The organism is Aquabacterium sp., assembly GCF_049274795.1.
GTDB lineage: Bacteria > Pseudomonadota > Gammaproteobacteria > Burkholderiales > Burkholderiaceae_C > Aquabacterium.
Window position 1 is genome coordinate 36,153 of record NZ_JBASTH010000091.1, and the last position, 19,428, is coordinate 55,580.

The 19,428-nt window shown below is 66.9% G+C and carries 20 protein-coding genes and 1 tRNA gene; 5 read left to right on the forward strand and 16 right to left on the reverse strand.

The window, feature by feature from the left end; translation table 11 throughout:
• Window positions 1–8: 8 nt before the first annotated feature.
• Window positions 9–2,060, reverse strand: a complete 2,052-nt coding sequence (locus WAQ08_RS14945; protein WP_422192526.1) for an NAD(+) synthase — start codon at window positions 2,058–2,060, stop codon at window positions 9–11.
• Here WAQ08_RS14945 and WAQ08_RS14950 point away from each other — a divergent pair.
• Both WAQ08_RS14950 and WAQ08_RS14955 read left to right on the forward strand, forming a co-directional pair.
• Window positions 2,059–3,243, forward strand: a complete 1,185-nt coding sequence (locus WAQ08_RS14950; RefSeq protein ID WP_422192527.1) for a DnaJ C-terminal domain-containing protein — start codon at window positions 2,059–2,061, stop codon at window positions 3,241–3,243. The two genes, WAQ08_RS14945 and WAQ08_RS14950, sit on opposite strands and share 2 nt — an antisense overlap.
• Window positions 3,240–3,548 (forward strand): MerR family transcriptional regulator, encoded by a 309-nt coding sequence (locus tag WAQ08_RS14955; RefSeq protein WP_422192528.1) that lies wholly within the window; start codon window positions 3,240–3,242, stop codon window positions 3,546–3,548. Before WAQ08_RS14950 ends, WAQ08_RS14955 begins: the two co-directional genes overlap by 4 nt.
• A gap of 12 nt (window positions 3,549–3,560) precedes the next feature.
• Here the strand turns inward: WAQ08_RS14955 and WAQ08_RS14960 are convergent, their stop codons facing one another.
• The 7 genes from WAQ08_RS14960 to hrcA all read right to left on the reverse strand — a co-directional run bounded on the left by WAQ08_RS14960 (window position 3,561) and on the right by hrcA (window position 7,074).
• Window positions 3,561–3,776: a DUF3606 domain-containing protein gene (locus tag WAQ08_RS14960; RefSeq protein WP_422192529.1), complete on the reverse strand. Its 216-nt coding sequence runs from the start codon at window positions 3,774–3,776 to the stop codon at window positions 3,561–3,563.
• A 139-nt stretch (window positions 3,777–3,915) separates the two neighbouring features.
• Window positions 3,916–3,994: transfer RNA gene (locus WAQ08_RS14965), tRNA-Ile, on the reverse strand.
• Between the two features lie 37 nt (window positions 3,995–4,031).
• Entirely contained in the window at window positions 4,032–4,550 is a 519-nt protein-coding gene (locus WAQ08_RS14970; protein WP_422192530.1) for a LysR family transcriptional regulator substrate-binding protein, read from the reverse strand.
• A gap of 17 nt (window positions 4,551–4,567) precedes the next feature.
• Window positions 4,568–4,897: a LysR family transcriptional regulator gene (locus WAQ08_RS14975; RefSeq protein WP_422192531.1), complete on the reverse strand. Its 330-nt coding sequence runs from the start codon at window positions 4,895–4,897 to the stop codon at window positions 4,568–4,570.
• Between the two features lie 16 nt (window positions 4,898–4,913).
• On the reverse strand, window positions 4,914–5,594 hold the full coding sequence (locus WAQ08_RS14980) for an MBL fold metallo-hydrolase (RefSeq protein ID WP_422192532.1): 681 nt from the start codon (window positions 5,592–5,594) through the stop codon (window positions 4,914–4,916).
• A complete protein-coding gene (locus WAQ08_RS14985; RefSeq protein ID WP_422192533.1) occupies window positions 5,595–5,852 on the reverse strand; it encodes a hypothetical protein in 258 nt (85 codons plus the stop codon).
• A 202-nt stretch (window positions 5,853–6,054) separates the two neighbouring features.
• On the reverse strand, window positions 6,055–7,074 hold the full coding sequence (hrcA, locus tag WAQ08_RS14990) for a heat-inducible transcriptional repressor HrcA (protein WP_422192535.1): 1,020 nt from the start codon (window positions 7,072–7,074) through the stop codon (window positions 6,055–6,057).
• A gap of 66 nt (window positions 7,075–7,140) precedes the next feature.
• On the opposite strand from hrcA, the gene WAQ08_RS14995 reads away from it, so the two are divergent.
• From WAQ08_RS14995 to rapZ, 3 genes are all read left to right on the forward strand, one after another.
• A complete protein-coding gene (locus tag WAQ08_RS14995; RefSeq protein WP_422192579.1) occupies window positions 7,141–8,031 on the forward strand; it encodes an NAD kinase in 891 nt (296 codons plus the stop codon).
• Entirely contained in the window at window positions 8,031–9,788 is a 1,758-nt protein-coding gene (gene recN / locus WAQ08_RS15000; RefSeq protein ID WP_422192537.1) for a DNA repair protein RecN, read from the forward strand. The genes WAQ08_RS14995 and recN overlap by 1 nt, the downstream gene beginning before the upstream one ends.
• 67 nt (window positions 9,789–9,855) lie before the next feature.
• Window positions 9,856–10,788, forward strand: coding sequence for an RNase adapter RapZ (gene rapZ / locus WAQ08_RS15005; RefSeq protein ID WP_422192538.1), 933 nt, complete (start codon window positions 9,856–9,858; stop codon window positions 10,786–10,788).
• An 18-nt stretch (window positions 10,789–10,806) separates the two neighbouring features.
• Here the strand turns inward: rapZ and WAQ08_RS15010 are convergent, their stop codons facing one another.
• The 8 genes from WAQ08_RS15010 to WAQ08_RS15045 form a co-directional block, all read right to left on the reverse strand.
• Window positions 10,807–11,736 carry an SDR family oxidoreductase gene (locus tag WAQ08_RS15010; RefSeq protein ID WP_422192540.1) on the reverse strand — a complete coding sequence of 310 codons (930 nt, stop codon included), beginning with the start codon at window positions 11,734–11,736 and terminating at the stop codon, window positions 10,807–10,809.
• 25 nt (window positions 11,737–11,761) lie between these two features.
• Window positions 11,762–12,790 (reverse strand): NADP-dependent oxidoreductase, encoded by a 1,029-nt coding sequence (locus WAQ08_RS15015; protein ID WP_422192541.1) that lies wholly within the window; start codon window positions 12,788–12,790, stop codon window positions 11,762–11,764.
• A 30-nt stretch (window positions 12,791–12,820) separates the two neighbouring features.
• Window positions 12,821–13,288, reverse strand: a complete 468-nt coding sequence (locus tag WAQ08_RS15020; RefSeq protein WP_422192543.1) for a PaaI family thioesterase — start codon at window positions 13,286–13,288, stop codon at window positions 12,821–12,823.
• Between the two features lie 22 nt (window positions 13,289–13,310).
• The gene (locus WAQ08_RS15025; protein ID WP_422192545.1) at window positions 13,311–14,111 is read right to left on the reverse strand and encodes an SDR family oxidoreductase; all 801 of its coding nucleotides are present in this window, start codon (window positions 14,109–14,111) and stop codon (window positions 13,311–13,313) included.
• A 31-nt stretch (window positions 14,112–14,142) separates the two neighbouring features.
• Window positions 14,143–14,424 carry a Dabb family protein gene (locus tag WAQ08_RS15030; RefSeq protein WP_422192547.1) on the reverse strand — a complete coding sequence of 94 codons (282 nt, stop codon included), beginning with the start codon at window positions 14,422–14,424 and terminating at the stop codon, window positions 14,143–14,145.
• Between the two features lie 21 nt (window positions 14,425–14,445).
• Window positions 14,446–16,320: an acyl-CoA dehydrogenase gene (locus WAQ08_RS15035; RefSeq protein WP_422192548.1), complete on the reverse strand. Its 1,875-nt coding sequence runs from the start codon at window positions 16,318–16,320 to the stop codon at window positions 14,446–14,448.
• Window positions 16,321–16,390: 70 nt separating this feature from the next.
• Entirely contained in the window at window positions 16,391–17,170 is a 780-nt protein-coding gene (locus WAQ08_RS15040; protein WP_422192549.1) for a crotonase/enoyl-CoA hydratase family protein, read from the reverse strand.
• A 138-nt stretch (window positions 17,171–17,308) separates the two neighbouring features.
• Window positions 17,309–19,405 (reverse strand): 3-hydroxyacyl-CoA dehydrogenase NAD-binding domain-containing protein, encoded by a 2,097-nt coding sequence (locus WAQ08_RS15045; protein WP_422192550.1) that lies wholly within the window; start codon window positions 19,403–19,405, stop codon window positions 17,309–17,311.
• Window positions 19,406–19,428 lie beyond the last annotated feature (23 nt).

Here is a 19,428-nt window from a genome sequence, read left to right on the forward strand (position 1 = left end):
CGGCGCCGTCAACCCTGATCGGGCACCCGCGCCAGCTCATCCAGCCAGGTGATGGGCGGTGCATCGCTGGGCGCACGCCAATCCCCGCGCGGCGAGAGCGATCCGCCCGAGCCCACCTTGGGCGAATTGGGCACGCACGAGCGCTTGAACTGATTGGTAAAGAAGCGCTTGAGGAACACGCCCAGGTGCTTCTTGATCTCGGCCAGCGTGTACTGGTTGTGCGGCACGCCCGGCCCCTGCGGCCAGCGGCCCTGCTCGCGGTCGTGCCAGGCGCTGTAGGCCAAGAAGGCCACCTTCGATGGCGAGAAGCCATAACGCACCAGCTGGAACAGGTGGAAATCCTGCAACTCGTACGGGCCGATGAAGCTCTCGGTGCTCTGGCCGGGCTGGTCGCCATCGGCGCCGGGCACCAGCTCCGGGCTGATCTCGGTGTCGACGATGGCGTGCAGCACCTCGCTGCCCTGGTCGCCCAACTGCTGCGTGTCTGCCACCCAGCGCACCAGGTGCTTGATCAGCGTCTTGGGCACGCTGGCATTCACGTTGTAGTGCGACATGTGGTCGCCCACGCCATAGGTGCACCAGCCCAGCGCCAGCTCGCTCAGGTCGCCCGTGCCCACCACGATGCCGTGGTGCAGGTTGGCCAGGCGGAACAGGTGGCTGGTGCGCTCGCCGGCCTGCACGTTCTCGAAGGTCACGTCGTAGACGGAGTTCTCGGGCGTGTGCGGGTGGCCGATGTCTTTCAGCATCTGCTCGCAGCTGGGACGGATGTCGATCTGCTGCACCGTGCAGCCGATGGCCTGCATCAGGCGATGGGCCTGGTCCAGGGTGCGCGTGCTGGTCGCGAAGCCCGGCATCGTGATGCCCAGGATGTCGCTGCGCGGGCGGCCTAGCAGGTCCACGGCCTTGGCACATACCAGCAGCGCGTGGGTGGAATCGAGCCCGCCGGACACGCCGATCACCAGCTTGCCCTGGCCCGCCACGCTCAGACGCTGCACCAAGGCCTGCACCTGGATGTTGTAGACCTCGTGGCAGCGCTCATCGCGGCGACGCGGGTCGGAGGGCACATAGGGAAAGCGCTCCACATGGCGCTGCAGGGGGCGGCGCGCCTGCGGCAGGCCCAGCGTAAAGGGCACGCGGCGGAAGGCCTCGACCTGCGTACGGTGCAAGGCGGCTGATTGGCCAAAGCTGGTCTGGCGCATGCGCTCGTGGGCCAGGCGCTCAAGATCGACATCGGCCGTGATCAGGTGCGAGCCGGCGGCAAAACGCTCGGATTCGGCCAGCAGCTCACCGTTCTCGCACACCAGCGACTGGCCGTCCCAGGCCAGGTCGGTGGTCGATTCGCCGGCGCCGGCCGATGAATACAGGTAGGCCGCCAGGCAGCGTGCCGACTGCATGCTGACCAGGCGCTGGCGGTAGTCGGCCTTGCCCACCGTGACGTTGGATGCCGACAGGTTCACCAGCACTGTGGCCCCGGCCAGCGCCGCGAACGACGAGGGCGGGATCGGCACCCACAGGTCTTCGCAGATCTCGATGTGGAAGGTCAGGCGCGCCACATCGCCGCACTCGAACAGCAGGCTGCCGAAAGGCACGGTGCTACCCAGCAGGCTCACCGTGTCGCGCAGGGCCGTGGGCGCGGCGTTGAACTGGCGCGCTTCGTAGAACTCGGCATAGTTGGGCAGGAAAGTCTTGGGCACCACGCCCAGCACCTGGCCGCCCTGCACCACCACCGCGCAGTTGAACAGGCGCTCGTCCACGCGCAGGGGCAGGCCAACCACAGCCGCGATCGGCAAAGTGGCAGAGGCCGTCACCACCAGGCCCAGCGCCGCCTCGCAGGCGTCCAGCAGGGCATGCTGGTGGAACAGGTCATCGCAGGTGTAGCCCGACAGGCCCAATTCCGGAAACGCCACCAGCGCAGCGCCCCAACCAGCCGCCTCCTGCATCAGTTCGACCGTGCGCGCCGCGTTCCAGGCCGGATCAGCCACGCGGATGGCGGGCACCGCCACCGCCACGCGGGCAAAACCATGGGTGTACAGGTCGAAGAAATCTTGGGAGGCGTCCATGGCCCTTATTGTGCCCGGGCAGGGCCGGATCCGCGTCGGCCCGATGCAGCCCGATTCCTGGGTCGGCAGCCAGGGCTTGCCCACCCGCCTACCATGGGCCTCGTCCCTGCAGCAACGGGAGGAGCGCTCGCCCATGGAGTTTCACGATTACTACGCCAGGCTGGGCGTTGCACGCCAGGCCACGCTGGAGGAGATCAAGAAGGCGTTCAGAGGCCAGGCCCGCCGCTTTCACCCCGACATCAGCAAGGAAGACAAGGCCGAGCAGCGCATGCGCGAGATCAACGAGGCCTACGCGGTGCTCTCCGATCCCGACAAGCGCGCCACCTATGACCGCCTGGTCGAACAACGCGAAGCCGGTGAAGCCGCCTTTCGGCAGCCCCCTTTCGGCAAAGAAGCCGCCCGCCCCCGCAGCCCGGCCGAAGCCGCCAAGGCCTATGCGGACACCGCCGCCCACACCAGCGCCAGCAGCAACACTGGCCCAGGCGTGGCCGACACCAACGGCTTCAGCGATTTCTTCAGCGACCTGTTCGGCCGCATGGGCGTGGGCGCCCGCGCCAAGGCGTCGTCATCTGCGCGGGGCGAGGATCAACGCGCCACCGTCGCGCTGGATCTGGCCGATGTCTGGAGCGGCTCCACACGCACCATTACCCTCAAATCACCGCAGTTCGATGCGCAAGGCCATGCCTCGGTCGGCGAACGCAAACTGCAGGTCAAGATCCCGGCCGGCGTGCGGCCCGGGCAGATGATCCGCCTGGCCGGCCAGGGCGCACCGGCCAGCCGGGGCAGTTCGCCTAGCGACCTGCTGCTGGAAGTGCAGATCAAACCGCATCCCGATTTCAAGCTCGATGGCACCAACCTGCTGGCCGAACTGCCCGTGGCTCCCTGGGAAGCCGCACTGGGCGCGGTGGTGCCCGTGCCCCTGCCCCACGGCCCGGGCCTGAACGTGCGCGTGCCGGCCGGTGCGCAGAGCGGCCAGTCGCTCACGGTGCGTGGCAAGGGTCTGCCCTCACCCACCCCGGGCGATCTGGAGCTCAAGCTGCGCGTGGTGCTGCCCAGCGCGCATGATCCGCGCGCCCGCGAGTTCTACGAGCAGATGTCCGATGCATTGAAAAACGAGTTTGACGCCCGCAAGGTGGCCGCCTCCGAAGCGGACTGGCGGCCCAAAGAGGAGGAGCCACGATGAGCGACATCACCGTGATCATCGAAGCACCGCTCGAAGAGCTGTGGTTCGATCTGGACGACCTGTGCCGCCTGGGCGTGGTCGAAGCCTGCTGGCTGGAGCAGCGGTTGGCCGATGGCGCGCTGCTGGCCTGCCCCGACGCGCCGGACGCCACCCGCTGCTACAACGCCGTCACCCTGACGCGCCTGCGCAGGCTGGCCTGCCTGGAGCGTGATTTCGACGCCCTGCCCGAGCTGGCCGCTCTGGTGGCTGATCTGGAAGAAGAAGTCCGGCGCCTGCAGGATCGCCTGAAAACGCTGGAAGACTGAGCGCCGATAAGTTCAGATCGCCCAGCGAGGCCAAACCTGCGTCACGGTGGCGCACACCGAGCGTGCCAGGTACAAAGCCACCTGCTCCGCATCATCTCCCACACGCTGCACGGCTTGCCGCACATGCTGCCGGGACACCCGGAAATGCTGAGCCCAACAGACAAGCCCGAACATGTCGTTCACGTCGATGCGGGCAATGGCAGGGCGCGAGGCGTGTTGGGTCGCCAAGGTCACATCGTCGCTGAGACGCTGGGTGCGTTGAATAGTCCAAGTGGCCGATGCCGTGTCGACATCGCCTTACATGCGATGCGAGCACGGACGACGGCAGGCGAAAAAGCCAACCCCGTGAGGTTGGCTTTTGAACGCTTGGTAGGCCCCCCGGGAGTCGAACCCGGCACCAACGGATTATGAGTCCGCTGCTCTAACCAAGCATGAGCTAGAGGCCCAGAAATCTGGCGAAACAGTGCGCCATTCTAAGTCGGCTCACGCCCCCGCCAGCACCCCACCCGCCACCCAGGCCTCGCAAACCCGCAACACCTCCGCCAGCGTGCCCTCGGCCCGGCCCGAGTGCACCAGCCCCACCCGCCTCTTCGCGGCCTGCAGCTCAGGCACATCGCCCCGCACCACCACGTCATCGCGCTGGCGCGCCAGGTGCAGCGGCGCGATCGTCACGCCCACGCCGGCGGCCACCAGCCCCAGCGCCCATTCCTCGCTGCGCACGCGGGCGCGCACGTCGGGCACCACCTGCAACGGGCCCATGCCGGCGTGCCAACTGGCCGCCAATTCGCAATGCGTGCGCTCCACGAAAGCCACGCCATGCAGATCCTGCAAGGCCACCGCTTCACGGATCGCCAGTGGGTGATCCGGCGGCACCACCAGGGCGTACTGCTCTTCCCACAGCGGCACGAAGACATGGCCCGTGGGCACGCAGGTGTCGGCCACCAGGTCGGCGTCCACGGGCTGGCCCAGCGTGGCCGCATCACCGGCATCGTCACTGTGCACGGACACCTCCAGGTGCGTCAGCTCACGCCGCAGGTGGCGCACTCGATGTTCATCGACGGGTGCACGCGCAGGCTCAGGCGCGGGTGGCTGGCCGCATCCTGAAAGGTTTCCACCAGCGCCTCGGCATCGGCCAGCAGCTTGCCGCCCAGGCGGTACAGGCGCTGCGCCGCCGCGGTGGGCAGCAGGCCGCGCTGCTGGCGCGTGAACAACTGCGCCCCCAGCTCTTCTTCCAGCTGGGCGATGGCGTTCGAGATCACCGGCTGCGTGACATGGCATTGCCGCGCCGCGCCCACTGTGGTGCGCACCTCGTAGGCGGCGCAGAAGTAACGCAGGTTGCGCAGGTTCATGCGGGTGGTCAGCCTCTCAGTTCGGGGAAATGCGGCAAGGTCTTGAGCACGTTCTCGTCGTGCGCGGGCACCACGGTGATGTCCGCGGGTGGCGCTGCATCAGTTGGTAGATGTGCACAATGGCAGCCTGGTTGGCGGCCGGGTCGTGGTCCAGCGGCAGGATGCGGCGCAGCAGCCAGGACCGGTCGGCCGGCTTATTGAAACCTTCGATCGCCCAGGTCACGTCACCCGTGAACAGGTAGCGCTGGCCCGAGGGCAGGCTCAGCCGCATGCCCACCTGCCCCGCCGTGTGACCGCCCAAGGGCAGCAGCAGCACGCTGCCATCGCAGAACACATCATGGCTGTGCGCGAAGCCCAGCACGGGCGGGCCGTCGAAGCGCAGCTCGCGCCAGGGCTTCACGCCGTCGAACTGGCTGTGCAAAAAGGCAGGCGCGTGGGCGTGATCGGCCTCTTCGCGCTCGGCGGGCGTGGCCCACACCTCGGCATCCGGGAAATCCGGCAGGCCGCTGACATGGTCCCAGTGCATGTGCGAGGGCACGATCATGCTGATGCCTTTGAGCGGCCAGCCCTGGCGCTGCAACTGGTCGGCCACGGGCAAATGGTCGCCACGCTCGTAGGCGAACACCTGGCGATGGAACAGGTTGTTGACGGCGAACTGCGCGTCCACCTGGCGGCCCAGGCCGGTGTCCAACAGCAACTAGCCCTTGGGGTGGCGCACCAGCACGGCCACCTGCACGGGCCGGCGGTGCACCCACCAGCGGCCACCGCCCACAATCAGGGCCTCGGCCGCGCCCTTGGATTGCGAAGTCTGCAAGGTCGTGAAGGCCAGGCCCTGCGGTGGTTGGGTGGCGGGCAAGGTGGCCAGGCCAGCGGGCTCGGGGCCGATGGGCAGGGTGCGGTCGCCCGCGCTGATCAGGCCGCAGCCCAGGGCCAGCAGCAGGGCCAGGCCCAACACGGTCTTACCGAGTCGCTTGGGCCAGGGGGGATATGGTCGTTTTGGTCATCGATGTGCCTTGTGGTTGTGGGAAGCAGCCTCACGATAGGCAAGCGGCATCGATAAGTAAAATCGAATTTTCTTGGTAAATTTTAAAGAAATACCAATACCAAAAACAAGACTTGGTCAGCGCAGAGGGCTCTAAGCGGCCCCATGAAAGCGTTTACTTCTGGCTGAGCACGTTGCTGACCAGCCGGGACGTGATGTCCACGATCTCGATCATGCGGTCGTAGGCCATGCGGGTGGGGCCGATCACGCCCAGCGTGCCGACCACCTGGCCGTTGATCTGGTACGGTGCCGACACGACGGACAGTTCCTCGAACGGCACCACCTGGCTTTCACCACCGATGTAGATCTGCACGCCCTCGGCGCGGCTTGAGCCGTCGAGCAGACGCATCAGTTGGGTCTTCTGCTCGAACAGGTCGAACATGCGGCGCAGCGATCCCAGGTCGTTGCTGAAATCCTGCACCTGCAGCAGGTTGCGCTCGCCAGACACCACCACCTGGTCGGTGTTCTCTTCCATGGCCTCGCTGCCGGCCTGCACGGCCGCGCTCATCAGCGAGGCGATGTCGGCGCGCAGGGCATCGACCTCCTGCCGCAGGCGCTCGCGCATCTGCTCAATGGTCAGGCCCGAATAGTGGGTGTTGAGGATGTTGCTGGCCTCGACCAGTTGGCTCTGCGTGACATCCTGCGCGGTGAAGATCACGCGGTTCTGCACATCGCCATCGGGCGAGACCAGGATGACCAGCACGCGGCGATCACCCAGACGCAAAAACTCGACATGGCGAAAGGCGCTGGCCTTGCGCGGCGCCGTGACCACGCCCACAAACTGCGACAGGCTGGACAGCATCTGCGCGGCGTTGGTGATCACGCGCTGGGGCTGGTCGGGCTGCAGTTGCTGGTGGTGGGCGCCGCCGGCCAGATCGTCAAAACCACGCCCACGCGTGAGCATGGTGTCCACGAACATGCGGTAGCCACGCGGGGTGGGCACGCGCCCAGCCGAAGTGTGCGGGCTCACGATCAGGCCCAGCTCTTCCAGATCCGCCATCACATTGCGGATGGTGGCGGCGGACAGGTCCAATCCGGACGCCCGCGACAGCGTGCGCGAGCCCACGGGTTGCCCGTCGGCGATGTAGCGCTCGACCAGGGTTTTCAGGAGGAGTTTGGCGCGGTCTTCCAGCATGTCGTTTCATTCTAGAGCGTCGCCGTGCCGTCATGCCCCTGTGGTGTAATTCCAGACATGCCCCAATTGCCCTGCCGCTTCCGTCACGCCGCCCTGGTGGGCAAGTACCACGCGCGTGGTATCCGGCCTGTTCTGGAGGACGTCGCCCACCTGCTGGCCCGCGCCGGCCTGGACGTGTCGCTGGAGCTTGAAACCGCACAGAACACGGGCATGACCGACTACCCCGCGCTGTCCGTGCAGGACATCGGCAAGCAGTGCGACGTGGCCGTCGTGCTGGGCGGCGACGGCACCATGCTGGCCATCGCGCGCGAACTAGCCCCGTTTGACATCCCGCTGATCGGCATCAACCAGGGCCGTCTGGGCTTCATCACCGACATCCAGCACAAGGAGATGACGACCGCCCTGCCCCAGATCCTCAGCGGCCAGTACGAAGAAGAAAAGCGCGCCATGCTGGCCGGCGCCGTGCTGCGCCCCAACCGCGATGGAGGTGTCGACACCATCTACGAAGGCTTCGCGATCAACGAAGTGGTCGTGAGCCGCGGCGCCACCGCCAGCATGGTCGAGTTGCGCGCCGAGGTCGATGGCCAGTTCGTGGCCAACTACCGCGCCGATGGCCTGATCGTGGCCTCGCCCACCGGATCGACCGCGTATTCGCTGTCGGCCGGCGGCCCCATCATCCACCCCGGGCTGGGTGGCTGGGTGGTGGTGCCGATCGCCTCGCACACGCTGTCCAACCGGCCGATCGTGGTGCCGGATTCGGGCACCATCACCATCGAGATCGTGGCGGCCAAGGACGCGAGCATGAACTTCGACATGCAGAGCCTGGCCAGCCTGCTGCCCGGCGACCGCGTGACGGTGCGCCGATCGGCCCACCGGGTGCGCTTCCTGCACCCCAAGGGCTGGAACTATTACGCCACCTTGCGCCGCAAGCTGCGCTGGAACGAAGGAGTGAGCTGATGCTGCGCCGCCTGACCCTGCGGGATTTCGTGATCGTCACGGCCCTGGAAGTGGATCTGGGCGCCGGCTTCACGGCCCTGACCGGCGAGACCGGCGCGGGCAAGTCCATCCTGATCGACGCGCTGCAACTGGCCCTGGGCAGCCGCAGCGATGCCGGCGTGGTGCGAGAAGGCGCGGCGCGTGCGGACATCACCGCCGAGTTCGAGCCCTCCGCCCCCTTGATCGCGCGCCTGGCCCCGTGGCTTGAAGAAGCCGGCTTCGATGCCATCGACGACGAGCAGCCCGCCCTGCTGCTGCGCCGCGTGGTCGATGCCCAGGGCAAGAGCCGCGCATGGATCAACGGCAGCACCGCCACCGTGGCGCAACTGCGCGAACTGGGCGAGCACCTGGTCGACATCCACGGCCAGCATGCCTGGCAGAGCCTGACGCGTGCCGATTCGGTGCGCGCGCTGGTGGATGCACAGGCCGGCGTGGACACCACCGCGCTGCAAGCCGCCTGGACCACCCGCCGCGAGGCCCAGCGCCGGCTGGATGAAGCCAAGGCCCGCCAAGCCAGCCTGGACAGCGAGCGCGAGCGCCTGCAATGGCAGATCACCGAGCTGGACAAGCTCAACCCCGGCGCCGACGAATGGCCCGAACTGAACGCCGAGCACCAGCGCCTGGCACATGGGCAGGCCATCTTGGATGCCGCGCAGCTCGCCTTGAACGTCGTGTCCGAGGCCGATGACAGCGCCGACAGCCTCACCTCACGCGCCATCCATGCATTGGAAGACGTGGCCGGTGTGGAGCCCAATCTGGGCAATGCGCTGGAGGTGCTGCGCAGCGCCCAGGCGCAATTGCAGGATGCCGCCCACAGCCTGAACGCCGCGCTGCGCCACACCGAGCTGGATCCGGATCGCCTGGGCGAGCTGGATGCACGCCTCTCGACCTGGATGGGCCTGGCCCGGCGCTTCCGCAAGACCGCCGACGAACTGCCCGCCACCCTGCAAGCCTGGAAGGCCGAACTGGACGAACTGGACGCCGCCGCTGATCTGGAAGGCCTGGCCCGCGAAACCGAGAAGGCGCATGCCGCCTGGCTGAAGGTGGCGCAGACCGTGTCGCGCCAGCGCGCCAAGGCCGCGCCGCAACTGGCCGCCAGTGTCACGCAGGCGATGCAGTCGCTGGGCATGGCCGGTGGCCGCTTCGAGGTGGCCTTGACCACCCAACCCGAGCCACAGGCCTATGGCCTGGAATCGGCCGAGTTCCTGGTGGCCGGCCACGCGGGCAGCACACCGCGCCCGCTGGGCAAGGTCGCATCCGGTGGTGAGTTGTCGCGCCTGGCACTGGCCATTGCCGTGACCACCTCGCAGCAGGCAGGCAGGGACGAGCAGGTCGACACCCTGATCTTCGACGAGATCGATTCCGGCGTGGGTGGCCAGGTGGCCGACACCGTGGGCCGCCTGATGCAGCAACTGGGCGAAGGCCGCCAGGTGCTGGCCGTGACCCACCTGGCGCAGGTGGCCGCGAGCGCCCATCACCACCTGGTGGTGAGCAAGGCGCTGCAAGGCGGCACCACCACCAGCGACATCCGCCCCGTGGACGGCGACAACCGTGTGCACGAGGTCGCCCGCATGCTGGGCGGCAGCATCACCGACACCAGCCGCGCGCATGCACAGGCCATGCTGAAGCAGGCGCATGAGGCTGCCGTGAGCGATCAGGCTGCCGCCGATACTTCGCGCGCTGGCAAGGCCGGTGGCAAACGCCGGGAAGCGGCATGAGCCTCACCCGCCGACGCAACTCAGCCCAACTGATCCGCATCATCACTGAAAAGGCACGGAAGTACCCATGAGCGCCGCGCTTGACATCGTCGTGCTGACCGGCATGTCCGGCTCGGGCAAGTCCATCGCCCTGAACGCACTGGAAGACGCCGGCTATTACTGCGTGGACAACCTGCCCCCCGAACTGCTCACGCAACTGCTCACACTGGAGCGCCAACGCGCCAGCGAAGACCCCAGCCGCACTCGCCTGCTGGCCGTGGCCGTGGACGCGCGCAGCGCCAAATCACTGCACCATCTGCTGCCCGTGCTGGACAACCTGCGCACCGAAGGCACGGTGGTACGCCCGCTGTTCCTCGATGCAAGCAACGAGGCACTATTGCGCCGCTTTTCGGAAACGCGGCGCCCACACCCGCTGTCGCCACAGGCCTCTCAGCGAGGCAGCACCGATGGCGACACCGCCTCCATGCCGCTGGACGACGATTCGGCCCAGGCCCTGCTGGACACCATCGAGCGCGAGCGTGAGTTGCTGGAGCCGCTGCGCGAGCGCTCGGCCGTGATCGACACCACCCTGCTGCGGCCGGCCCAATTGCGCACCTGGGTGCGCCACACCGTGCAGGCCCTGCCATCGCGGCTGACGCTGGTGTTCCAGTCCTTCGCGTACAAGCACGGCGTGCCGCTGGATGCGGACTTCGTGTTCGATTCGCGCATGCTGCCCAACCCGCACTACATCAAGGAGCTCAAGCCCTTGACCGGTCGGGATCAGCCAGTGATCGATTACCTGCGGGAGCAGCCCGAAGCGGGCGAGCTGATCGCCCAGATCGAGGCCTTCCTGTTGCGCTGGCTGCCGGCACTGGAAAGCGACCAGCGCAGTTACGTAACCGTGGCGATCGGCTGCACCGGCGGGCAACACCGCTCGGTGTATTGCGTGGAGCAACTGGTGCAGCGCTTCACGGGCCGCAACGTGGTGCTGGCCCGCCACCGCGAGCAGGACGGGCGCTGAACCCGCCCCTGCCGAAGCTCAGCGAGCCTGAGCCGCGGCCTCGCGCAGCGCCTTCTTGAGCTGCTCACCGATCTCCGGCTTGCCCACGAAGGGATCCGTCGGGTTGCGCACCTGCACCACATCCTCCAGACGCGTCTGCACCATGGCCAGAGCCTGCGGGTGTGTGTAGAGGTAGAACTGGCCTTTCTCCACGCCATCGAACACCAGGTTGGCCACGTCGGTGGCCGTGAGGCGGCCGGAGGTGACGGCCTTGCTGCTCATCACCTGCGCGATCATCTGGCTGGCCGTGGGCTTGGCATCGCTGCGCAGCTCCTCCGGGCGGTTGCGGTGCGACTGGTGAATGCCGGTGGGCACGAAGTATGGGCACAGCACCGAGGCGCTGACCTGATCCGTCACCAGGGCCAGGTCTTGGTAGAGCGTTTCGCTCAGGCTGACCACGGCATGCTTGCTCACGTTGTAGGCGCCCATGTTGGGCGCGTTGAGCAGGCCGGCCATCGAGGCCACGTTGACGATGTGGCCCGTCCAGGCCGGATCCTTGCGAGCGGCTTCCAGCATCAGCGGCGTGAAGATGCGCACGCCGTGGATCACGCCGAACAAGTTCACGCCCAGCACCCATTCCCAGTCACGCTGGGTGTGCTCCCAGATCAGGCCGCCATGGGCCACGCCGGCGTTGTTGACCACCAGGTGCGGCACGCCGAAGCGCTCCAGGCACAGGTCGGCCAGGGCCTGCACGTCTTCCGCGCGCGAGACATCGCCGCGCAGCGACACCACCTTGGCGCCTGTCTTGGTCAGCTCGGCCACGGCAGCGTCCAGCGCGTCGGCCTGCACGTCGGTCAGGACCAGGTTCATGCCGCGCGAGGCGCCCAGGCGGGCCAGCTCCAGGCCGAAGCCGCTGCCAGCGCCAGTAATCACGGCCGTGCGGCCAGCTTTGAGTTCCAGTGTGGACATGGGTGAATGCCTTTCTTGAAAGGGATCAGCTCAGCTTGACGAGTTGCTTGCCGAAGTTCTTGCCCTTGAGCAGGCCCAGGAAGGCCTCAGGCGCGCTGGCGATGCCATCGGCCACGGATTCGCGGAACTTCATCTTGCCGGTGGCGACCATGCCACCGAGTTCCTTGGTGGCCTCGGGCCACACCTCGGGGTGCTCGCTCACGATGAAGCCTTCGATCTTCAGGCGCGAAATCAGGATCAGCGAGGGGTTGGACAGGGGCAGCGGCTGGCCGTCGTAACCAGCGATCATCCCGCACATGGCGATGCGGCCGAAGGCGTTCATGCGCAGCATCACGGCGTCCAGGATCATGCCGCCCACGTTCTCGAAGTAGCCGTCGATGCCATTGGGCGTCGCGGCCTTGAGCGCGGTGTAGAAGGCCTTGGAATCCTTGTGTTCCTTGTAGTCGATGCAGGCGTCGAAGCCCAGCTCATCGACCACGTAGCGGCACTTGTCGGCGCCACCGGCCACGCCCACCACGCGGCAACCACGGGCCTTGGCCAGTTGGCCGACCACGCTGCCCACCGCACCGCTGGCGGCGCTGACGACGACCGTCTCGCCTTCCTTCGGGTTGATGATCTTGACCAGGCCGTACCAGCCCGTCACGCCCGGCATGCCCACCGAGCCCAGGTAGGCCGACAGCGGGATGTGCGTGGTGTCAACCTTGTGGATGGCGCCGCGCACATTGGCATCGACCACCGAGTACTCTTGCCAGCCGCCCATGCCCAGCACCTTGTCGCCCACGGCGAACTTGGGATGCTTGCTGGCGACCACCTCACCCACCGTGCCGCCGATCATCACGTCGTTCAGGGGCTGGGGCTGCGCGTAGCTCTTGCTCTCGTTCATGCGGCCGCGCATGTAGGGGTCGAGCGAGAGGAAGTGATGGCGCACCACCACCTGCCCATCGGTCAGCTCGGCCTGCGAAGGCACAGGCAGCTCGACCAGCTTGAAGTTGTCGGTGGTGGCTTCGCCCTGGGGGCGCGAGGCCAGTTGGATCTGGCGGTTGATCTGGCTCATGAGGTGTCTCCTACTCAGGGTGAAGGATGATCAATCGGACCCGGGGCCTTGCAGGATCGGCTTGGCCGCGGGGCGCGCCTCCTTGCCCGAGATGGGCAAGGCGCGCAGGAACTTGAAGGTGGCGGTGGCGTGGGCACACAGCTCGCCATCACCACCGAGGACACGGCCTTCGCAGAAGGCCAGCTTGGCCGTGCTGTGCAGGATGCTGCCGTGCGCCGTGAGCAGGCCCAGGCCGGGGCGCATGAAGCTGGTCTTCATCTCCAGCGTGACCAGGCCCGGTCCGCCATCGGGCAGATGGCGGTGGATGCTGCGTGCGGCGTGCGCCATGACCACATCGAGCAGGGTCATCAGCACACCGCCGTGGGCCACGCCAAAGGAGTTGGTGTGCGCGTCTTCACGCAGCTGCAGGGTCAGCTCGGCCTGGCCGCCTTCGTAGCGCTGCAACTCGGCGCCCAGCACGGTCACGAAGGGGATGTTGACGGCGAAGGGAATGGCCATGGTGATTTGCCTCGGCGCCGGCTCAGCCGCCCGTGCAGGCGCTCACGCCGCCATCGACCGCCAGGATCTGGCCGGTGATGTGCTTGCCGGCATCCGATGCGAGCAGCACGGTGGCGCCCTTGAGGTCTTCGTCATCACCCACGCGCAGCAGCGGTGCGTGCTTGGCGATGTTGTCCTCGCCGACGGCGCCCAGCAGGCCCGCCGTCATCTTGCTCGGGAAGAAGCCCGGCGCGATGGCGTTGACGTTGATGCCCAGCTGGCCCCATTCGCAGGCCAGTGCGCGCGTGAAGTTCACGACCGCGCCCTTGCTGGTATTGTAGGCGATGGTCTGCATGAAGGGCGGGTTGCCCCCCAGGCCGGCGATGGAGGCCACGTTGATGATGCGGCCCTTCTTGCGGGCGATCATGCTGCGCTTGGCAATCGCCTGCGACAGCAGGAAGTAGCCACGCACGTTGAGGTTCATCACCTTGTCCCAGGCTTCGAGCGGGTGGTCCTGCGCGGGGGCACCCCAGGTGGCACCGGCGTTGTTGACGAGGATGTCGACATCGCCCACGCGCTCCAGCGTCTCACCGACCAGGCGCTCGATGTCATCGGGGTTTCCGGCATCGGCCGCCACCCAGCGCGCATCGATACCGGCGTCCTGTAGCGCGGCCACGGCCTGCTCAAGATCCGCCGCCTTGCGCGAGCTGATCACGACCTTGGCGCCAGCCTCGCCCAGCGCGTGGGCCATCTGCAGGCCCAGGCCGCGCGAGCCGCCGGTGACCAGGGCCGTGCGGCCAGTCAGGTCGAAGAGTTGCTGAACCTTGCGGGGGGTGTTGCTCATCATTGATTCCTTGGTGTACTGCGTGGCGCGGTCAGACGTTGTAGTCCAGCACGTGGCGGGCGGAGGCCATCTCGCGGATCTGCTTGACCACCTCCTGGTGGTGCGGGTGCGGCTGGTAGGCGTCGAGCGCGTCGGCGTTGGCAAAGGTGGACACCAGCACCACGTCGCAGTTGGCGTCCAGCCCATCGGTCTTGATACCGACGTCGAACTCATGGATGCCCGGTACCAAAGCCTTGCAACTGTCCAGCAGGGCCTTGACCTTGGGGGCATCCTCAGGACGCTTGAGGGTGAACATCACGATGTGTCGGAGCATGTCGGGTATCCCTTGAAGTGTTCAGAACCAGTCGGCCTGCGCCTTGGCACAGGTCAGATCGCGGCGCGAGACCACGCCCAGCCAGGCGTCGATCTTGGGCAGCTCGTAGGCAAAGAAGTAATCAGCGGCGGCCAGCTTGCCTTGCAGAAAGCCGGGACCTTCGGGGCGCTTGTCCCACTCGCCTTCAGCTTGAGCCTCCTTGGCGGCCAGCGCCAACTCCAGCCAGATCCACGCCAGCACCGTGTGGCCAAAGGCCTGCAGGTAGGGCGTGGCATTGGCCAGGGCTTCTTCAGGCACGCCGGTGGCCCAGGCGGCCTTGGTCGATGCGCCCACCTTCTGCAGCGCCTGCGCCAGCGCGGTACCGTGTTCGGCCAGGCCGGGCACATGGCCGGCCTTCTGGATGGTCTGGCTGATGCGCTCGGCCAGCACGCTCAGGGCCTTGCCACCGTTCATCACCACCTTGCGGCCCAGCAGGTCCAGCCCCTGGATGCCATGCGTGCCTTCGTGGATCATGTTCAGGCGGTTGTCACGCCAGTACTGCTCCACCGGGAAATCGCGCGTGTAGCCATAGCCGCCCAGGATCTGGATGGCCTGGCTGTTGGCCTCCTGCGCCCATTCGCTGGGCCAGCTCTTGGCGATCGGCGTGAGCAGCTCCAGCAGCAGACGGGCGTTCTCGCCCTGCTCGGGCGTGCCGGTCATCTCGTCATCGACCAGTTGCGAACACAGCAGGCCCAGGGCCAGACCGCCTTCGACCACGGCCTTCTGCATCAGCAGCATGCGCTTGACATCGGTGTGCTCGATGATGGGGATCTGCGGTGCGCTGTGGTCTTTGCCGCCTGCCGCCACATGCCGGCCCTGTGGGCGCTCCTTGGCGTAGTTGAGCGAGGCCTCGTAGCCGGCGTAGCCCAGCATGGTCGCGCCCAGGCCCACGCCGATGCGCGCCTCGTTCATCAGCGTGAACATGCACTTCAGGCCCTCGCCCTGCTTGCCGATCAGGTAACCCACGGCACCGGCCTGGCCGTTCACCGGGAACTTGCCCTCGCCGAAGTTCAGCAGCGTGTTGACGGTGCCACGGTAGCCGAGCTTGTGGTTCAGGCCGGCCAGGGCCACGTCATTGCGTTGCTTGGAAATGCTGCCATCGGCCTTGACCAGCTTGCGCGGCACGATGAACAGCGAGATGCCCTTCACGCCAGGCACGGGCTTGCCGTCATCCCCAGGAATCTTGGCCAGCACCAGGTGCACGATGTTCTCGCCCATCTCGTGCTCGCCGCCCGAGATCCACATCTTGTTGCCCTTGAGTCGGTAGCGCTGGCCCAGCGGGTCCTGCATCCAATCGGTGCCACTGCCATCGCCCTCGACATCAGGCACGGCCCGCGTGTTGATGTCCGACAGGCTGGAGCCGGCCTGCGGCTCGCTCAGGCACATGGTGCCGAAGGTGCGCCCCTCCAGGCCTGGCTTGGCGAAGGTCTCGATCTGCACCGACGTGCCGTGCGCCACGATGGTGTTGGCGTTGCCCCGCGTGAGCATCGGGTAGGCCGCCAGGCCCACGCTGGCCTTGTAGAAAAAGCTCATCGAGGCGATCTCGACGACGGTGGGCAACTGCATGCCGCCCAGTTCCGCATCCTTGCTGGCCCCCACCAGGCCGGCTTCACCGAAGGCCTTGAGCGCCACGGGCGTTTCGGCCGGCAGGCTCACGGCCACGCCGTCGAACTCGGGCTCGCGGATGTCGATCAGGCGGTTGTGAGGGGCGAACTGCTCGGCCGCGAGCTTTTCGCTCAGGTCGAGCACGGCGTCGAAGGTCTCGCGGCTGTGCTCGGCGTGGCGCTCGCGGTCGCACAGGGTGTCGGCGTGGAGCCAGTCGTGCAGCAGGAAATCGACGGTGGCGCGATGGGTCATGGTGATTCTCGATTCGATGTGGTCCGGCGCAAGATCAGATCAGCGCCTGATCAGCGCCGGCTGGGCTCGCTCAGCGGCCCTTGAACACGGCATCGCGCCGTTCGATGAAAGAGCGAATACCTTCAGCCGCATCCTCGCTCTGCATCACGGGCAGCAGATCCTTGAACAGGTGGCTGGCGGCTTCGGCCTCGCCCTGGTTCCAGGCGGTGCGGGTGGACTTGAGCACGTTCTGCACGCCCAGCGGCGCGGCATTGGCGATCTGCTCGGCAATGGCACGTGCCTTGGCCAGTTGCTCGCCGGCCGGCACCACCTCTTGCACAAGGCCTGTGCGCAAGGCCAGGTCGGCGTACCAGAAGTCACCCGTGAGCAGGTAGCGCTGCGCATTGGCCCAGCCCATCTGCTGCGGCAGGCGCAGGGTCGCGCCTCCACACGGGAAGATGCCGCGCTTGACCTCCAGCATCGCGAAGCGCGTGTCCTCGGCCGCGACGCGCACCTCGGTGTTGAGCATCATCTCGACACCCCAGGTGAAGCAGTTGCCCTGTACGGCCATCACCACCGGCTTGCTGTGGCGCGGGCCGGTCAGGCCGAAGGGGTCGATCTCGCCCTCGCCCACCTCGAAGCCCTTGCCATTGCCGAAGATGGGCGCCCACTTGTCCAGCTCGACGCCGGAAGTGAAATGCTTGCCCTCGGCATGGAACAGGGCCACACGCAACTCGGGGTTGCGGTTGAGTTCGCCATAGGCCCGGGCGATGTCGCGGTACATCTCGGGCGACAGCGCGTTGTGCTTCTCGGGCCGGTTGACGCGGATCTCAAGGATGTGGCCGTTGTGCGTGGTTTCAATGAAGGACATGCTGCCCCCAGGCGCTCATGGCGCAGTAGAAAGACCTGTCGGCACCAACGCGCGGCCGAAAAAAAGGTCTGCAGACCGAAGAGCGCTGCAGACCTTCTTGTGGACGCGACCGTGTCGGTGCCTTGTTCTGGATCAGGCTCAGCCGTTGAAGGACTTGCCTTCAGCCGCCAGCTTGGCCAGCAGCGGTGCCGGCTCCCAGCCCTTTGCATCGTCCAGCGGGTTCTGCTGGAACTTCTTCATGGTCTCGACCACGGTCTTCAGGCCCAGGGTGTCGGCGTAGAACATCGGGCCGCCGCGGAACACGGGGAAGCCGTAGCCCGTCAGGTAGACCATGTCGATGTCGGAAGCGCGCGACGAGATGCCTTCTTCCAGGATGTAGGCGCCTTCGTTGGCCAGGGCCAGGATCAGGCGGCCGATGATCTCTTCATCGCTGATCTGGCGCGGCGTGATGCCCTTCTCCGCGCGGTGCTTGTCCAGCATCTCTTCGACCACGGCCGAGGGGATGGGCTCACGCTTGCCGGCTTCGTAGTCGTACCAGCCGGCGCCGGTCTTCTGGCCGAAGCGGCCCAACTCGCACAGCTTGTCGGCCGTGGCGCTGTAGCGCATGTCGGGCTTCTCTGTGTAGCGGCGCTTGCGGATGGCCCAGCCGATGTCGTTGCCGGCCAGATCGCCCATGCGGAACGGGCCCATGGCCATGCCCCACTTCTCGACGGCCTTGTCCACTTGCTGCGGCGTGGCGCCTTCATCGAGCAGGAAGCCGGCCTGGCGGCTGTACTGCTCGATCATGCGGTTGCCGATGAAGCCATCGCACACGCCGGAGACCACGGCGACCTTCTTGATCTTCTTGGCCACGGCCATCACGGTGGCCATCACGTCCTTGGCGGTGTGCTTGCTGCGCACCACTTCCAGCAGGCGCATCACGTTGGCCGGGCTGAAGAAGTGCAGGCCCACCACGTCGGCCGGGCGCTTGGTCACTTCGGCGATCTTGTCGACATCGAGCGTGGAGGTGTTGGAGGCCAGGATCGCACCCTGCTTCATCACTTCGTCCAGCTTGGTGAAGACCTGCGACTTGACGCCGAAGTCCTCGAACACGGCCTCGATGACCATGTCGGCCTGGGCGATGTCGTCGTAGCTCAGGGTGGTGGTCAGCAGGCTCATGCGCTGCTCGTACTTGTCCTGGGCCAGCTTGCCCTTGGACACCTGCGCTTCGTAGTTCTTGCGGATGATGCCGACGCCACGGTCGATGGCCTCCTGCTTCATCTCCAGCAGCGTGACGGGCACACCGGCATTGAGGAAGTTCATCGTGATGCCGCCACCCATGGTGCCGGCGCCGATCACGGCCAGGCGCTCGATCTTGCGCAGGGGCGTGGTGTCGGGCACATCGGGGATCTTGCTGGCGGCGCGCTCGCCGAAGAAGGCGTGGCGCAGCGCGCGGGCCTGGTCGCTGGTGACCAGCTTCTCGAATACCTCGCGCTCGAACTTGATGCCGGCGTCCAGGTCCAGCTTCACGGAAGCCTCGACGCAATCGACGCAACGCTGCGGCGCGTCCAGGCCACGGCGGCTCTTGGCCAGTTCGGCGCGGGCCTTGACGAAGGCCTCGACATCGGCCGGGGCGGCCACGCTCAGGTCACGCACGGAGGGCAGCGGGCGCGCATCGGCCACTTCCTTGGCGAAGGCGATGGCGCCTTGCAGCAGATCGCCATCCAGCAGGCGGTCGAACAACTTCTGGCCGGGGGCCTTGGCCAGCTTCTCGCTGGGCACCGAGGCGCCTGTGGTGATCATCTGCAGGGCAGCGTCCACGCCCAACACGCGCGGCAGGCGCTGCGTGCCGCCGGCGCCCGGCACGATGCCGATGTTCACTTCAGGCAGCGCGATCTGCGCGCCAGGCACCACCACGCGGTAGTGGCAGCCCAGGGCCAGCTCCAGCCCACCGCCCATGGCCACGCCATGGATGGCTGCCACGACGGGCTTGGCCGACTTCTCGACCGTGTCGATCACGACGTGCAGGTTGGGCTCGGCGCCCGCCTTGGGCGAGCCGAACTCCTTGATGTCGGCGCCGCCGCAGAACACCTTGCCCGAGCCCGTGATGACCACGGCCTTCACGGCGGCATCGGCATTGGCCTTGGCGATGCCGTCGACGATGCCGGCGCGGGTGCTCTGGCCCAGGCCGTTGACGGGTGGGTTTTCCAGCGTGATGACGGCCACGCCGTCGGTGACGTTGTAGGAGGTGCTCATGGCGTTGTCGCTTGGATAGCTAT

Bases quoted from the DNA above. Each gene is read 5' to 3' on its own strand.
- WAQ08_RS14950 (WP_422192527.1), top strand. From the start codon at position 2,059: ATGGCCCTTATTGTGCCCGGGCAGGGCCGGATCCGCGTCGGCCCGATG.
- WAQ08_RS14945 (WP_422192526.1), bottom strand. From the start codon at position 2,060: ATGGACGCCTCCCAAGATTTCTTCGACCTGTACACCCATGGTTTTGCC.
- WAQ08_RS14955 (WP_422192528.1), top strand. From the start codon at position 3,240: ATGAGCGACATCACCGTGATCATCGAAGCACCGCTCGAAGAGCTGTGG.
- WAQ08_RS14975 (WP_422192531.1), bottom strand. From the start codon at position 4,897: ATGAACCTGCGCAACCTGCGTTACTTCTGCGCCGCCTACGAGGTGCGC.
- hrcA (WP_422192535.1), bottom strand. From the start codon at position 7,074: ATGCTGGAAGACCGCGCCAAACTCCTCCTGAAAACCCTGGTCGAGCGC.
- recN (WP_422192537.1), top strand. From the start codon at position 8,031: ATGCTGCGCCGCCTGACCCTGCGGGATTTCGTGATCGTCACGGCCCTG.
- rapZ (WP_422192538.1), top strand. From the start codon at position 9,856: ATGAGCGCCGCGCTTGACATCGTCGTGCTGACCGGCATGTCCGGCTCG.
- WAQ08_RS15010 (WP_422192540.1), bottom strand. From the start codon at position 11,736: ATGTCCACACTGGAACTCAAAGCTGGCCGCACGGCCGTGATTACTGGC.
- WAQ08_RS15015 (WP_422192541.1), bottom strand. From the start codon at position 12,790: ATGAGCCAGATCAACCGCCAGATCCAACTGGCCTCGCGCCCCCAGGGC.
- WAQ08_RS15020 (WP_422192543.1), bottom strand. From the start codon at position 13,288: ATGGCCATTCCCTTCGCCGTCAACATCCCCTTCGTGACCGTGCTGGGC.
- WAQ08_RS15025 (WP_422192545.1), bottom strand. From the start codon at position 14,111: ATGAGCAACACCCCCCGCAAGGTTCAGCAACTCTTCGACCTGACTGGC.
- WAQ08_RS15030 (WP_422192547.1), bottom strand. From the start codon at position 14,424: ATGCTCCGACACATCGTGATGTTCACCCTCAAGCGTCCTGAGGATGCC.
- WAQ08_RS15035 (WP_422192548.1), bottom strand. From the start codon at position 16,320: ATGACCCATCGCGCCACCGTCGATTTCCTGCTGCACGACTGGCTCCAC.
- WAQ08_RS15040 (WP_422192549.1), bottom strand. From the start codon at position 17,170: ATGTCCTTCATTGAAACCACGCACAACGGCCACATCCTTGAGATCCGC.
- WAQ08_RS15045 (WP_422192550.1), bottom strand. From the start codon at position 19,405: ATGAGCACCTCCTACAACGTCACCGACGGCGTGGCCGTCATCACGCTG.